Consider the following 16,098-nt stretch of genomic DNA (forward strand, 5'->3'; position numbering starts at 1 on the left):
AAATTGATAATAACTGAAAAATAAAATCAGGAAATTTTCTTCTCATCAATATTTAACGCACTGATTGCTAAAACAGCTTGGGTACGATTCTGCACGCCCAATTTACGGAAAATTGCCGTCACATGTGCTTTAATTGTTGCCTCAGAGACATCAAGTTCATAAGCAATTTGTTTATTTAATAAGCCTTCAGCAACCATCATGAGTACGCGAAATTGCTGTGGCGTTAAGGACTGCAAGCGTTCTGCCAAAGCAGTTTCATCTGCTGCTCTTGGGTCAAAGCTCGCATGCGTCGGTAAATTTGGAGGGAGCCAGATTTCGCCATCTAAAACATGCTTGATGGCTTCACCAATATGGCTTGGATGAGATGATTTGGGGATATATCCCATTGCCCCATGTGCAATGGCACGTTGAATAATCGAAACTTCTTCATGTGCTGAAACTACAATAATTGGAATCGCCGGATATTGCGCTCGCACATAAACCAGAGCAGAAAAACCCGATGCACCAGGCAGGTTTAAATCAAGCAAAACTAAATCAGGTTCAGCACCATGCTCTAAACGCTTATAAAACTCATCTACATCAGCCGTTTCTTGAATCTGCGCTTGTGGCAAACTGTAACGCACCGCTTGAATTAAAGCGTGTCTAAAGAGAGGGTGATCATCTACAATTAAAATATTCATAAGCGCTATAAGCAATCTGCTGTTTTAGTACGTCACTGTACGGTGTTTATTAAAATTAACCTATCTAAGCCTATTTTTAAATAAACCATTGGTCAAGCACTCTGACATTTTTTCTTTCTTTTTCCAGTAAAATAAATCATATATTTGTATAAATCATCACGATGATGGTTCGATCTTAAAAATTTTGAATAGAAACATAAAATTAAATCATCGTAAATTTACGATTTTGTATGCTTACGCGATATATCTTTAAATCAGATAAGCTTGCAGCATTTCCTTATTTTACAGCACGACATCAGACGTAGATAAATAAAAGCCATTCGTAATGAACTTTTATTTAGGCAATGTCTATGTCCAATCGTAATACTGTTTCTACTCCGCTCAACATCGTTGCCGTTTCAGGTGGCTTGAATAGTCCATCAAAAACAGAAAGTCTCGTTCAAGCAATTCTTAATGAGCTTGCAGAAGCAACGCAGATCAAAGTCCATTTTGTAAAACTCAGTGAAATCGGACCTTTATTAGGTGGTGCAATCTATCGCAACCAATTACCACAACGTGTACAAGACGATTTGGCTGCGGTAGAGGCTGCAGATGCATTAATTGTTGGAACACCTGTTTATCGTGCTTCGTTTACAGGGCTATTTAAACACTTTTTTGATTTCGTTGAACAAACTGCCTTAGTTGATGTTCCTGTACTATTGGCTGCTTCGGGTGGTAGCGACCGCCATGCTTTGGTACTCGAGCATCAACTACGTCCTTTGTTTAGCTTTTTCCAAGCGCAAACCTTACCAATCGGTGTATACGCGACAGATCGTGATTTCACACCAGCGTACACGGTCAATAGTGAGCAATTGTCTGATCGCATCACCTTAGCTGTTGCCCGCGCCTTACCTATTCTGGAATGGGCGCCTGCCAAGGGACAACGCGCAGCAGTCATCAAAGCCAAAACTGAGCAGGCCAATCAGAACTTGGGGATCAACAAGCAAATTGAACAAGCAGAGGTTTTACCATCAGCGGCTGTTCCAGACCTCGATGCCGCTGAATCTCGCTTACACCCCAAACCTACAAAAAATTTAACCCACGTCGCTTAGAAGACTATTTAGAGGGTAAAAAAATGACTATTTCTTCATCTGCAATTAAATTTGCGTATTGGGTTCCCAATGTCAGTGGCGGACTTGTGGTCAGTAACATCGAACAACGCACTGATTGGAGCTATGACTACAATATCCGTTTAGCACAAACCGCAGAAAAAAATGGGTTTGAATACGCGCTCACCCAAATCCGTTTTACCGCGGGCTATGGTGCAGAAAATCAACATGAATCGGTGAGCTTTAGTCATGCTTTGTTGGCAAAAACAGAGAAACTCAAAGTCATCGCAGCAATTCTGCCGGGTCCATGGAAACCTGCACTTGCAGCGAAGCAACTCGCGACCATTGACTATTTAACCCAAGGTCGCATCGCAATCAATGTTGTGAGTGGTTGGTTTCGTGGAGAGTTTGATGCAATCGGTGAGCCTTGGCCTGAGCATGATCAACGTTATGTTCGCTCTGAAGAGTTTATTCGGACACTCAAAGGTATTTGGACTACAGACAATTATAGCTTTGAAGGTAAATACTACCAGTTTCAAAACTACACGCTAAAACCAAAACCTTTGCAAAAACCTTATATTGAGGTCTTTCAAGGCGGCAGCTCCCGCGCAGCTCGTGATATGGCAGCTCGTGTCTCAGATTGGTATTTTACCAATGGCAATAGCGTCGCAGAGATCAAAAAGCAAATCGATGATGTACGTGCCAAAGCAAAACTCGAAAATCGCCAAGTGAAAATCGGAGTGAATGCTTTTATTATCGCCCGAGATACAGAGCAAGAAGCCCATGCTGTGCTAAATGAAATCATCGCTAAGGCAAATGTAGAGGCAGTCAATGCCTTTGGTGATGCAACACGTGAAGCAGGGGCTGCAGCGCCAGAACAAGAAGGAAATTGGGCTAAATCAAGCTTTGATGATCTTGTGCAATACAATGATGGCTTTAAAACCAATTTGATTGGTACACCACAGCAAATTGCGGAACGAATTGTAGCTTTAAAACAGGTCGGTGTAGATCTGATCCTGTCAGGTTTTCTACATTTTATTGAGGAGGTGGAATATTTTGGTGAAAAAATATTACCGCTGGTACGGCAATTAGAACAACAACAATTGTCTCAAGTCACTGCAAAATCAGCTTGAGTTTCCGTCATTTTTGAATAAGAAGAAAAATAAAGATAAAGGCGCAAAATTACCCCCAAGACTCGGCTTGGGGGCTTTTTAAGTTTAACCTTCTGCACTACTCACTTCTGGGTAAACCGTTGCGATTAACGCATCTACCACGGCTGGCTCAGCAAGCGTTGAAGTATCACCTAAGCTGTCCAGTTCATTTGCTGCAATCTTTCTCAAGATACGGCGCATGATTTTACCTGAGCGTGTTTTTGGTAAAGCAGGTGCCCAATGCAAGGCATCTGGCGTTGCCACTGGTCCAAGAACTTTACGTACCCAATTGACCAACTCCTTACGCAACTCCTCAGACTCTGACACATCTGCTTGTAAGGTTACAAAGGTACAAATTCCCTGCCCCTTAATGTCATGTGGCATACCAACAACAGCAGCTTCTGCAACCGCTTCATGGGCAACCAATGCACTTTCAATTTCAGCAGTCCCTAGACGATGTCCGGAAACATTAAGTACATCATCAACACGACCTGTGATCCAATAGTATCCGTCTTCATCACGACGTGCACCATCGCCAGTGAAATAGCAGTTCTTGAAAGTTGAGAAATAAGCTTCAATAAAGCGCTGTGGATCACCCCAAATCGTGCGCATTTGACCCGGCCAAGAATCCTTGATCACGAGGTTCCCTTCATTCGCACCTTCAAGTGGGTTACCTTCCCCATCAACCAATGCAGGTTGTACACCAAACATTGGACGTGTTGCCGAACCCGGTTTTAAAGCGGTTGCACCCGGTAACGGTGAAATCAAAATACCACCTGTTTCCGTCTGCCACCATGTATCGACAATCGGGCAGCGTCCTTCACCAACCACTTCGTGATACCAGTTCCATGCTTCAGGGTTAATTGGCTCGCCGACTGAACCGAGTAAACGTAAGCTACTACGATCACTCTCACGGACATAAGCATCCCCTTCACGCATCATGGCACGAATCGCAGTAGGTGCGGTATATAAAATAGTAATGTTATGCTTATCAATTACATGGCCAATACGTGCCCATGTTGGATACTGAGGAATCCCCTCAAACATCACCGTGGTTGTACCATTACACAGTGGACCATAAAGTAAATAGCTATGTCCTGTAATCCAGCCCACATCTGCGGTACACCAGTACACATCATCTTCTTTGAGATCAAAGACTTCTCTAAATGTGGTATTGACATAGACCAGATAACCACCCGTTGTATGTAACACACCCTTCGGCTTACCTGTTGAACCTGATGTATAGAGAATAAATAACGGATCCTCTGCCTTCATTGGTTCAGGTGGACAATGCTCGTCAACTTCCATGATTTCGAGGTGATACCATAAATCACGTGCTTCATTAAACTGAATCGGATTACCGGTGCGATGCACCACAATCACATGTTCTACACTTTCCGTACCCTGAATTTCTAAAGCGGCATCCACATTTTCTTTCAATGGAATTAACTTACCACCACGCATGCCAGCATCCGCAGTAATGACTAATTTTGCTTGACTGTCTTCAATACGGCTTGCCAGTGAATCAGGTGAAAATCCGCCAAAAACGACGCAATGCACAGCACCAATGCGGGCACAAGCCAACATCGCAATTGCTGCTTCAGGGACCATTGGCATATATAAAACAACACGGTCGCCTTTGCTAATACCTTGTTTCTTTAATACATTTGCAAAACGACAAACTTCGTCATGTAACTCAGCAAATGAGATGATCTTGTGACGTGAAGGATGGTCACCTTCCCAAATGATCGCTGGCTTTAATGCATTATCTTTTAAATGACGGTCTAAGCAATTTGCTGATACGTTTAGTTCACCATCGGCAAACCATTCGATTTTAAAATTCGCGGGGTCAAAATTAGTATTTTTGACTTGAGTAAAAGGTTTAATCCAATCAATATTTTGTGCTTCTTCTGCCCAAAAAGCATCAGGCTGCTCAATAGAGTATTGATAACGATTGAAATAGTCTGCTTCCGAGATCCTTGCCATTTCTTTAAATTTTTCAGGCACTGGGTAGATTTCTTTCATAACTTACTTCCTTGGTCTTTTATCTCATACCTTAGATGTACTCATCTATTTCTTTGGTATGTCTGTGCTCATTTGCAGTATGGCGATCATCTATAAGGGTAAACAATGCGGCTTTGGTCGTAGGAGTTTGCGACCTCTTCGACCAATTCGACACATAAAGTCCCTCAAAATAATTTAAATATTAACCGCTTGTCGATGTTTTTTATTTTCAAAAAAGATCATTGTTTTGATCATTGACCATCTATCAACAGACCAAAGTATAAAAAATAAACCGATAAAAATGTTTATTTTTGACAACAAATCTTCCAACAATCATCATAAACGATCATGCCCGATTCGGTATAAAATAAAACCATATCATGACAAACCAATTTCTCATGCGTGCCCAATATAAATTGATTATGATGGCGCACCTGATTCCTCCCTCACCGTGAAATAGAGATCTTACCTTGGCAAACGAACAAATCACCTTAACAAGTGTCGCCAAAGATACAGGCACATTGATCCAACAAGCTGGCAGCAAAACGACCGAAACAGTCCTAGCGCATACGGAAAAATATCAAGATGCATACAGTGCTATCGATAAAATGATCTATGCGTTTTGGGATCGTATCCCCTATATCGGTCTTGCGATTATTGTTTTTGTGATTTTTTGGCTACTCACAAAACTATTCAAAGTTTTTGTGAATAAAACACTCAGTAATCGTTCTTATGCACGACAAAACTTGGTTCTGGTATTACATCGTGTCGGTAGCACTTTCATTCTATTTTTTGGCTTCTTGATTGCTTTGGTGATCGCGATTCCTGGGTTTACACCGAGCCAGCTCATTGGAGCTTTAGGAATCGGCTCAGTCGCGATTGGTTTTGCTTTTAAGGATATTTTTCAGAACTTACTTTCTGGCGTACTCATCTTATTGGGTGAACCATTTCGCATAGGGGATGCCATCATCGTCAATGGCATGGAAGGTACTGTAGAGGATATTCAAATTCGCGCCACCTTCTTACGCTCTTACGATGGTCGTCGAATTGTGATTCCAAATGCGACGGTTTATACCAGTGCCGTAACGGTAAATACGGCTTATCAACAACGCCGCTGTGAGTTTGTCGTTGGCATTGGTTATGATGATGATGAACAGAAAGCGAAACAAATTGTCTTGGACATTTTAAACAATGACCGTAATGTGTTAAGCCAACCAAAATTTTCAGTCAATGTAACAGCACTGGCAGACTTCTCAGTCAACTTAACTGTTCGTTGGTGGATTGATACCACAGAAACCGATATTTTATCATCGACAAGCTCAATCCAAGCTCAAGTAAAACAAGCATTTAATGCTCAAGATATTAATATTCCATACCCAATCCAAGAACTCAAAGTTCAGGCAAATCAAGCCGCACAATTGCCAACAGTGATGCAGCCTTCAGATAAACAGCCGTCCTAAGATATGTGCTACTGCTGTTTCTGTGCGTAAGATTCGGTTGCCTAAGCATACTGCTTGGCAACCATTTTTTTGCATCAATTCAATCTCATATGGAATGAATCCTCCCTCAGGTCCAACGATCACACTACATCGATGTTGAATCGCATGAGGCATAACCGCTTCAGCATAAGGATGTGCGACATATGCAGCGGCCTCAGTCGTGATAAAGCAAGGCAAGATATCTTCAACAAAAGGCTTGAACCGCTTATACAATTGAATCTCAGGAGCAATCGGATCGCCGGCTTGTTCTAAGCCAAGCGTCACATAATCATCCAATTGTTGCAAAAACGGCGTTTGCCAATAGCTTTTATCGACTCGATAACTATGGATTAAACTGATCCGTTCCACCCCCAAAGTCACAGCATCCATCACCATACGGCGCAACACTTTAGGACGAGGTAAAGCCAAAATCAGATGGACTGGTAATTTTTCAGGAATTGCCTCAACTCGAATCGGTTTAACAATGATTCTTTGCTCGGAAACATACAACACTTCTGTTAAATAACGCTGCTCGTTGCGAATACCTATTTTTAATGTATCGCCGGCACTTAATTGCAGATGTTGCTGTAAATGTTTTAATTGACGTGGGTTGTCGATTAACCATTGATCAGCACTAGCCGTTTGATGTGGCTCCAATAAAACCATATTCATGACAAATCAGTTTGCTTCAAATAATGATCAAGTAATTGAATATGCTTTTGCAACGAACCTTGATTACGCTGTAACACCACTTGAGCCTGTTCGATTAACTGCTGACGTTGCGTTGAATCATTCAAACAATTGAGAAGTTGTGCCGTAACCTGCTCAGCATTCTCGCCAATCAAAATCGCCCGCTCTGCAACAAACTCATCCACGATGGTTTGGAAATTAAAATAACGGGGACCAATCACCGTTGGGACATCTAAAACCATCGGCTCTAGAATATTATGCCCACCACCTGGTTCATTCAATGATCCACCTACAAAGCAGGCTTGACTCAAGGCATACCACAACCACATTTCGCCCATACTATCAGCCAAAAAAACTTGCGTATCTGCTTGAATCGTTTGCTTAAGACTACGACGTTGCGTATTTAAATTTAAACTTTGGCAAGCCTTATACACTTCCTCGAAACGCTCTGGATGACGAGGAACAACGATACAAAGTAGATGAGGATTTGAATTTAAATATTGCTGTAATTGTTTAAGTAAATTTTCTTCCTCAGGGGCATGCGTACTGGCTAAAGTGATAATTTGCCGCCCAAGTAAATTCCAGTCTTGTTTTAATTGTTCTGCTTGCTCGATAAACTGCTGGGGAGCAGTAATATCAAATTTTATATTTCCTAAGACCTGACTTTTTGTTCGATCCAGACCTAACTCAATATAGCGTTGTTGGGTAGCTTTATCTTGTGCCAACAGCCAAGTCAGCTGTTGTAACATCGGTCGAGTTAAACGACTCACTTTTCCATAGCCTTTGGCTGATTTTTCCGAAAGGCGTGCATTGAGCAAAATACAGGGAATTTGTTGTTGTCTTGCTTCAGCAATTAAGTTCGGCCAAATTTCAGTTTCAACCAAAGCCAAGAGTTTTGGTTGATATAACTCAAAAAACTGTTTGAGTAATGACTTTTGATCAACGGGTAAGTAAACCGCCTGAAATAAATCAAGATAAGGCGCTTTTAAAAAAAGTGATTTTGCTCGAGCTTGACCTGTCTTGGTGGTATTGGTAACCAGTACTGGATGACCTAATTTTAAATAATGCTCAATCAAAGGCTGTGCAGCATTGGTTTCACCGACAGAAACCACATGAAACCAAATGGTCGCTAAATTTTTTGGTGGCTGGAAGGGACCAAACCGCTCCACACATTCTTGCTGATACAGCGCATCACTTTCTGCACGTTGTTTTATTTTCCAACGATATAAGGGTTTGAGACAGGTCAATAAAAAGTTATACCAAAATGGTGTTTGCTGTACTGCGTTTTGCTGCGCCATCCTAGACCATATTTCACGATTTAATATGTGCTTATTATGCGGAATTTCAATAAAAAACTCATGCCATTTTTGTTGGTTCTGTTAAGACGATTTAACAACCATTAATGACATGAGTGTTCGAATAGAAGCTTATGCTTCTAGTTTTTCAAAAACAGGATAATCCGTATATCCCTCTGCACCATCAGCATATAAAGTTTGAAAGTTTACCTGATTTAAAGGTAAATCATATTGTAAACGCTCAAATAGATCCGGATTGGCAATATACGCTAAACCAAATGCCACAGCATCCGCTTGCCCAGTCGCCAAAATGCGTTTTGCTGATGCAGGCGTTAATTTTTCGTTGGCAATCCAAGTACCTTTGAATTTAGGACGCAATTTTGGCATTAAACTGTCTTCTGCTTCATATTCACGCGTGAAAATGAATGCAACATGACGTTGATCTAACTGCTCCACCACATAACCAAAGGTTGCCAATGGATTTTCATCCCCCATATCGTGCGAATCAGCACGTGGTGCTAAATGTACACCGACACGACCTGCGCCCCACACTTCAATAAAGGCGTCCACGACCTGTAATAACAAACGTGCACGGTTTTCGATAGAACCACCATACTCGTCATCACGTGTATTGGTCTTACTTTGCAAGAATTGATCGATCAAATAACCATTGGCTGCATGTAGCTCCACCCCATCGAAACCTGCTGCTTTGGCTTGTTCAGCAGCATGTTTATATTCCGCTACGATTTCTTGAATTTCTTCATGTGATAAAGCACGAGGCGTGACGAAAGGACGTTTTGGACGAAGTAAACTCACTTCACCAGCAGGTTGAATTGCACTTGGTGCAACAGGTGTATCGCCATCCAATAGGTCAGGATGCGAAATACGGCCCACATGCCAAAGTTGAACAACTATTTTTGAACCTTGTGCATGTACGGCATCAACAATCTTGTGCCAAGCTTGAGCTTGTTCTTGTGACCATAGACCTGGTGTCTTGGCATATCCCACGGCCTTAGGACTAATCACCGTTGCTTCAGTAATAATTAAACCCGCATTCGCACGTTGTTGGTAATATTCCACCATCAAATCATTTGGAATACGTTCTTCACCACTACGTGCACGGGTTAATGGAGCTAAAACCAAACGGTTTTTAATTGTAAAATCACCTACTTGTAAGGTAGAGCTTAATTCTGCCATGATCGCCTCAACTTCACTATGAACCGAAGCTTAAAGACCAAGTCTTGACTCACGGCTATAGTGTTTGTTTTAAATATTCGATGTATTGCTGAATCAAAGCTTCATTACGTGTGAAGTATGACCATTGCCCATATTTTTCAACTTTAATCAAACCCGCTTGCTGTAATACAGACAAGTGATTCGACATCGTCGATTGCGCAACTTTGCCTAAACGTTCGATGTGTCCTGCACATACACCGCGTTCAAAACTGCCACCACATTCTTGTACAGGTAAAAATTGCTCAGGCTCTTTTAACCATTGCAAGATCTGTCGACGTAATGGATTGGCTAAGGCCTTGCTTATAACATCAATATCCATAGACTCACCATGTTTCTCAACAGGCAAAGCTTTGTTCAGCACCTAGAATCAGTATATCGAATTTTATAAATATTAATATCTATTTTTTTCGATATTAATATCATATTTTTCCGATTAACCTTAAGGTACTGAACGAGATTGCCGTTCTGAATTTCTTTATACCCCTCCTTCTGCTCTCTCAGAATACTGAGAAAGTTCATCTCTTCAAAAGAGAGGACACTCGATTAAACCATCGAAGACGTCTCCCTCTTTTAAGAAGTGATTGAGAGAGGTTCTTATAAACCTTGTTTCAAACTCGCTTCAATGAACTTATCTAAGTCACCGTCTAGCACAGCTTTAGTGTTGGAATTCTCCACACCAGTCCGTAAGTCTTTAATTCGTGAATCATCCAAGACATAAGAGCGAATTTGACTTCCCCAACCAATATCAGACTTCGAATCTTCCAATGCTTGTGCAGCTTCATTACGCTTGCTCATCTCTAACTCATAGAGTTTGGCACGTAATTGCTTCCATGCATGGTCACGGTTCGCGTGCTGCGAACGCTGGTTCTGACACGCCACCACAATTCCTGTCGGAGCATGCGTTAAACGCACCGCAGAATCGGTTTTGTTAATATGCTGACCACCTGCACCCGAAGCACGATAGGTATCAGTACGAACGTCAGAAGGATTAATATCAATTTCGATATTGTCATCAATCTCAGGTGAAATGAATACCGCAGAAAATGAAGTATGACGGTTATTGTTACTGTCAAATGGCGATTTACGTACTAAACGATGCACACCACTTTCAGTACGTAACCAACCATAAGCAAACTCACCATCGACACGAATTGTTGCTGATTTAATACCCGCAACATCACCATCTGAAACTTCCATCAACTCGGCCTTAAAGCCATGACGTTCGATCCAACGTAAATACATACGCAATAGCATAGACGCCCAATCCTGTGCTTCTGTTCCGCCAGAACCTGACTGAATTTCAAGGAAGCATGGATTCGGATCCATGGGATTGCTAAACATGCGACGGAATTCTAGATTACCTAAAGCTTGTTCTGCACTGTCCAACTCAGCTTGTACATCGAGCAATAGACTTTCATCATCAGCTTCAACAGCCAAATCAAGCATTGCTTTTGCATCATCAAGCTGTTCAGCAAGACGATCAAACACTCCAATGGTATTTTCTAAACTGCCCTTTTCTTTGGCGATGGCTTGAGCACGGTTTTGATCGTTCCAAATCGCAGGGTCTTCTAATTCTCTTAAAACTTCTTCTAAACGCTCAACTTTTAGATCGTAGTCAAAGATACCCCCGTAGTGTTTGGCTACGATCAGATAAATCTTTCAATTGAACTAAATACGGATTAATTTCCACGTGTGTTTTCTCACAAAAATTTTTCACTCAATTTGATATTTTAACATAACTGATATAGCCGACACAGCCTCTATCAGGTGAGAGCAATAATTGCGAAACAAGATCAACATCAACATTTTTCCTTATCGGTTTTATAACTCTCAAACGACACATTTAGCGACAATAGTGTTCAATAATTACACGAAGAATACCTAAACACACAATCCATCCTATGTTTTAATAAATCAAAACATTAATTTTTTACAATTAAAATCAATATCTTAAATAAAAAAACTTACAATACATTTACATTTGTACCATCTGATTACTGACGAAGGATTGACGCATGCTGGTTTTAGCCTAGACTGGAAGTTGTAACAAAACATGTAATCGAAATTTCATTTGGTTCATTATCTCAAAGGGGCATAACCATGAAAAAATTAGCAATTGCATCAGCACTTTTATCTGTATTTGCAGTAACAGCCACTGCTCATGCGTATCAAGCTGAAGTTGGGGCATCTGTAGGTTATATCGACCCTGACAAAGGTAGTTCAGGCAGTGACTTCGCGATTAATGGTAAATACTATTTCAATCCTGTACAAACTCGTAACGCGCCACTTGCTGAAGCAGCATTTTTAGATCGTGCAAGTAACGTTAGCGCTGAAGCAGTTTGGAAAGACAAAGGTGATACTGATGACAATACCTATGGTGTTGGCGTCGAGTACTTTGTTCCTAACTCAGATTTTTATGTCAGTGGTGATGTTAGCCGTAATATCTTGAAGCTAAATCATGCACGTGATATCAAAACTACTTATTACAGTGCTGAAGTTGGTTATTTACCAGCACCAGGTTTCTTAGTTGCTGTGGGCGCGAAAGGCTATGACAACAAGTTTGACGATGGTGTTGATCCAACTATTCGTGCGAAATATGTGACTCAAGTCGGCGGTAATGACATCAACTTAGAAGCTGGTGCAGCATTCGGTGACTTAGATGAGTTTAACCTAGCAGCGGATTACTACATCGATAAAACATTCAGTGTTGGTGCTGATTACTACGACAATGATCTCACTAAACAACGTGAATTTGGTGTGAATGCACGTAAATTCTTCAACCAACAAATGAGTTTAGAAGGACGTATTGGTTTCGGTAAAGACAGAACCGTTGCTAAAAATGACTACAATACATTTGGTGTTGCAGCAAAATATCGCTTCTAATGTAATTACTAAAATAGACGTTTTCGTCTAATACATAATCGCTCTGAAATAGGAATATTTCAGGGCGATTTTTATATACATAATTTCAACCAAATCAGAATAACAATCCAACTTCCCTAAAAGCATAAATGTCTTTTTTAAACGATAAATATATAATCAATTTGACCATTCATTTAATAATTGACGTATGGTTTTTTTTCACTAAACTACCCCGTGCAACACAATATTAATAAATGACTTATTTTAATAAGGGGTTATCAATCAATGAAAAAACTTAGTCTAATTACAGCGCTTTTATCCTCATTCGTTGGTTTTAATGCAAATGCATATCAAGCAGAAGTCAATGGTGCTTATGAATATACTGATATTGATGGAGGAGTAAAAGTTAATACAACGACTATTAGTGGAAAATACTACTTTAATCCAGTTCAAACTCGAAATGTGCCTTTAGCAGAAACTGCTTTTTTAGATAAAGCGTCAAATATTGGTTTAGGTTATACCTATGCTAAACAATCAATGAAAATTGGCTTTGAAGAAAATGAGTTATTTTGGAATAGCCCTGCCGTAACTGCGAACTTAAAACAAGAGTTTAATACTGTAGGTGTCAATGGTGAATTCTTTATTCCAGACTCACAGTTCTACATTTCTGGGAGTCTCCACAGAACTGACATAAAGAATAGCTCCAAGGTTTTTGGATATTCTTATAGTGAAAGTACTGATGGTGCTGGTTATGCTTTTGAAGCTGGTTTCCTTCCAATGAATGGCTTGTTACTTGCTATAGGTGTTGCGGATCTATCAGAGAGCTTTGATCCAATCCAAGCCGCAAAATATGGTTTTATTACGACTTATACAAATGCAGCAGTTGTCACTGGTGAAGATGATGATAAGGCTGTAACACTTCGTGCTAAATATGTCACTCAAGTTGGTGGTTACTATACCAACTTTGAAGCACAAAGTTATTTTGGCGATGAAACCACTTACCGCTTCGCTGCAGATCTCTATCTAGATCCAACACTTAGTGTCGGAGTTTCAATTGCTGACTCAACTGCAGATGAATCAGATAGTATTTTTAGCATTCGTGCACAAAAATTCTTTACACCACAAGTTGCTGTAGGTGTTGGTTATACTACGATTGACGGTGCAGACTCATTTGGTATCAACGGAACGTTCCGTTTCTAAATTACTTTAGAAAACAGTGAAGATCCGCTCAATATGAGCGGATTTTTTTATTGTTGAAGATGCACAATCTGTAATTGCAGACTGGTACTTCCATTAAATACATTGCGCTCTAAACTATAGACTAAATCGACATACCCTAGCATTGGGTTAAATTCGAAACGATCTATTGCGTTAAAAGCAATCGCGTCAATTGAGTGTGACCCTACTGCCAATTTTAGTTTTAAATGCTGATCTTTAAGCCAACGATAATCAACCACTTGGAATCGTCCTTCAAACTGCGGCAAAGGAAATTTTTGTCCCCAAGGTCCAAGCTGCTCAATCCAATCCAAAGAGCTTAAATGAAGAGCTGAATCCCCCAACTCTCCATCGGTCCACAAGGTGGCCTGAAATAAATCAGAATCCATCTCGGCGATCATTTGAGTAAAGAGGCTTTTAAACTCATCAAAATGTTCTTTCCTAAGCGTTAAACCTGCTGCTGCTGCATGACCACCAAAATGGCTCAGTAGATCTGGACGCTGCTCTGCCACGGATTCAATCATATCTCGGATATGAATACCATCAATAGAACGCGCAGAACCTTTGATGTGTATCCCATCTTCATCAGGTGCAAATACCAAACTTGGGCGATAAAACTGTTCTTTAAGTCGCCCAGCGACAATACCAATCACCCCTTGATGCCATTGTTCATCAAACATCACTAATGCTGGCGGTATTTGCTCAGCTGTTAATTGGATATGTTGCAAGGCAGAAAGTGCTTGTTGCTTCATCTCCGTTTCAACTTGCCGGCGCTCAAGATTTAATTGATTGAGCTGCTGTGCGATTGGATAAGCGGTTTGCATATCGTTTGCAAGTAAACATTCAATGCCGATTCGCATGCTTTCCATACGCCCTGCGGCATTAATACGAGGCCCAAGGACAAAACCTAAATCCTGTGCACGTAAACTCGCAGCATCACGTCCCGCAATATCTAATAAAGCCAGAATTCCTACACGACATTGATGCTGCTGGATCCGTTTCAGCCCCGCATCAATCAATATGCGATTGTTGTAATCCAAGGTTGCGACATCAGCATAGGTTCCCAATGCCACGAGGTCTAAATATTGAGTGACTTTACAGCTACTTTTTCCATACTGAGCACGGTAACTGGCTAATTTTGCCAATACATAAAAAGCAACACCTACCCCAGCCAAAGCTTTGCTTGGGAAATCACAACCCAATTGATTTGGATTAACCACCGCTTCAGCAGCAGGTGTTGGTTTCGTCGTGAGGTGGTGATCGGTAATAATCACCTGCATAGCTAAAGCTTGTGCTGTTTCTACACCAGCATGACTGGAAATGCCATTATCGACCGTGATCAGCAAATCAGGCTGATAACTCTGCTTTGCCAATTCAGCAATTTTGGGCGTGAGCCCATAACCATACTTAAAGCGATCAGGGACTAAATACTCTACTCTTGCCCCCATTTCTTGTAGAACCAAAACCATCAATGCAGTGCTGGTTGCCCCATCCGCATCATAGTCACCAATGATGACAATTTGCTTTTGTTGATCAATCGCTTGATCAATCAATTCAACTGCGGCATCGATCCCTTTTAAAGTAGGGGGCAATAAATGTTTTAACTTGAGCTCAAGTTCTTGCTCTGATTGAACACCTCGTCTTGCTAATATTTCAGCAATAAACGTAGGCACGCCCTGAAACTGTTCAGGGCGTGTAAGCAAAGGTCTTTGTTGAATTTTTATCTGTGTCATTTATGGCATCAAACGTTGTATAACCCATTGCCCATCCTGTTTTTCATAACTCAAGCGGTCATGTAAACGATTTGGACGCCCTTGCCAAAACTCATAATAGTCAGCAACTAAACGATAGCCGCCCCAAAAATCAGGTTTAGTGAGTTCACCGTGTTCACCCACTTGCTGCTGTAAGTCATAAAAACGCTGCTGTAACTCTTCTCGACTCGCAATTCTACCGCTTTGTGGAGTGCTGATATGCGCGGCGATTTGACTATCGCGGGGGCGCTTTAAATAATACTCAGTTGATTCATGTTCAGAGATCTTGATCACTTGACCACTGATACGAACTTGTCGCTCTAAACTTGGCCAGTAAAATAACAACTCAGCGAATGGATTTTCAGCAAGGTCTATCCCTTTTTGGCTGTCATAATTGGTATAAAAATCATAGCCTGCTTCTGTCGCACCACGTAATAATACAGTCCGTACATGTGGGCGACCTTGTGCATTTGCAGTGGCCAAAGACATCGTATACGGCTCATGTAAATGTGCCGCCAAAGCATGATTAAACCAATTCAAGAATTGCAGGTGAGGATGATCGCTGATCTGTGCTTCATGCAACTCACCTTGTTCATAACTTAATCGTAATTCACTCAGATCCTTAATCACATCACTCATTGGTATTCT

14 protein-coding genes are annotated in these 16,098 nt (G+C 41.0%); 5 read left to right on the top strand and 9 right to left on the bottom strand.

Features of this window, described 5'->3' with window-relative positions; translation table 11 throughout:
• Positions 1-26 precede the first annotated feature (26 nt).
• Positions 27-680, bottom strand: coding sequence for a response regulator (locus AAC851_RS08280; RefSeq protein ID WP_075314441.1), 654 nt, complete (start codon positions 678-680; stop codon positions 27-29).
• A gap of 350 nt (positions 681-1,030) precedes the next feature.
• Here AAC851_RS08280 and msuE point away from each other — a divergent pair, with 350 nt between their 5' ends.
• Both msuE and sfnG read left to right on the top strand, forming a co-directional pair.
• Positions 1,031-1,771, top strand: a complete 741-nt coding sequence (gene msuE / locus AAC851_RS08285) for an FMN reductase (RefSeq protein ID WP_075314439.1) — start codon at positions 1,031-1,033, stop codon at positions 1,769-1,771.
• A gap of 23 nt (positions 1,772-1,794) precedes the next feature.
• Positions 1,795-2,901 carry a dimethylsulfone monooxygenase SfnG gene (gene sfnG / locus AAC851_RS08290; protein WP_004641501.1) on the top strand — a complete coding sequence of 369 codons (1,107 nt, stop codon included), beginning with the start codon at positions 1,795-1,797 and terminating at the stop codon, positions 2,899-2,901.
• A gap of 84 nt (positions 2,902-2,985) precedes the next feature.
• On the opposite strand, the gene acs is transcribed toward sfnG, so the two are convergent.
• Complete coding sequence (acs, locus tag AAC851_RS08295; protein ID WP_075314437.1) at positions 2,986-4,944, bottom strand: acetate--CoA ligase; 1,959 nt, start codon at positions 4,942-4,944, stop codon at positions 2,986-2,988.
• A 449-nt stretch (positions 4,945-5,393) separates the two neighbouring features.
• Between acs and AAC851_RS08300 the strand changes: the two genes are divergently transcribed.
• Positions 5,394-6,383 (top strand): mechanosensitive ion channel family protein, encoded by a 990-nt coding sequence (locus AAC851_RS08300; protein ID WP_004641509.1) that lies wholly within the window; start codon positions 5,394-5,396, stop codon positions 6,381-6,383.
• Here AAC851_RS08300 and AAC851_RS08305 read toward each other — a convergent pair.
• From AAC851_RS08305 to prfB, 5 genes are all read right to left on the bottom strand, one after another.
• Entirely contained in the window at positions 6,363-7,073 is a 711-nt protein-coding gene (locus tag AAC851_RS08305; RefSeq protein ID WP_134251254.1) for a 16S rRNA (uracil(1498)-N(3))-methyltransferase, read from the bottom strand. The two genes, AAC851_RS08300 and AAC851_RS08305, sit on opposite strands and share 21 nt — an antisense overlap.
• Positions 7,070-8,389, bottom strand: a complete 1,320-nt coding sequence (locus tag AAC851_RS08310; RefSeq protein ID WP_340600749.1) for a 3-deoxy-D-manno-octulosonic acid transferase — start codon at positions 8,387-8,389, stop codon at positions 7,070-7,072. Before AAC851_RS08310 ends, AAC851_RS08305 begins: the two co-directional genes overlap by 4 nt.
• A 129-nt stretch (positions 8,390-8,518) precedes the next feature.
• Positions 8,519-9,583, bottom strand: a complete 1,065-nt coding sequence (locus AAC851_RS08315; protein WP_004641515.1) for an alkene reductase — start codon at positions 9,581-9,583, stop codon at positions 8,519-8,521.
• A gap of 55 nt (positions 9,584-9,638) precedes the next feature.
• The gene (locus AAC851_RS08320; protein ID WP_075314431.1) at positions 9,639-9,941 is read right to left on the bottom strand and encodes an ArsR/SmtB family transcription factor; all 303 of its coding nucleotides are present in this window, start codon (positions 9,939-9,941) and stop codon (positions 9,639-9,641) included.
• A gap of 275 nt (positions 9,942-10,216) precedes the next feature.
• Positions 10,217-11,312, bottom strand: a protein-coding gene (gene prfB, locus AAC851_RS08325) for a peptide chain release factor 2 (RefSeq protein ID WP_100222739.1) whose coding sequence is annotated in 2 segments (ribosomal slippage) — positions 10,217-11,239 and positions 11,241-11,312 — 1,095 coding nt in all. Because the reading frame shifts where the segments join, the coding sequence is not laid out codon by codon here.
• A gap of 410 nt (positions 11,313-11,722) precedes the next feature.
• Between prfB and AAC851_RS08330 the strand changes: the two genes are divergently transcribed.
• The gene (locus AAC851_RS08330) at positions 11,723-12,505 is read left to right on the top strand and encodes a putative porin (RefSeq protein ID WP_340600750.1); all 783 of its coding nucleotides are present in this window, start codon (positions 11,723-11,725) and stop codon (positions 12,503-12,505) included.
• 264 nt (positions 12,506-12,769) lie between these two features.
• Positions 12,770-13,684, top strand: coding sequence for a putative porin (locus tag AAC851_RS08335; RefSeq protein WP_340600751.1), 915 nt, complete (start codon positions 12,770-12,772; stop codon positions 13,682-13,684).
• A 47-nt stretch (positions 13,685-13,731) separates the two neighbouring features.
• Here the strand turns inward: AAC851_RS08335 and recJ are convergent, their stop codons facing one another.
• Positions 13,732-15,432: a single-stranded-DNA-specific exonuclease RecJ gene (gene recJ, locus AAC851_RS08340; protein WP_340600752.1), complete on the bottom strand. Its 1,701-nt coding sequence runs from the start codon at positions 15,430-15,432 to the stop codon at positions 13,732-13,734.
• On the bottom strand, positions 15,433-16,089 hold the full coding sequence (gene pdxH, locus AAC851_RS08345; protein WP_100833071.1) for a pyridoxamine 5'-phosphate oxidase: 657 nt from the start codon (positions 16,087-16,089) through the stop codon (positions 15,433-15,435).
• Positions 16,090-16,098 lie beyond the last annotated feature (9 nt).

Source organism: Acinetobacter sp. HZNU-JH01, assembly GCF_037996845.1.
Classification (GTDB): Bacteria; Pseudomonadota; Gammaproteobacteria; order Pseudomonadales; family Moraxellaceae; genus Acinetobacter; species Acinetobacter haemolyticus.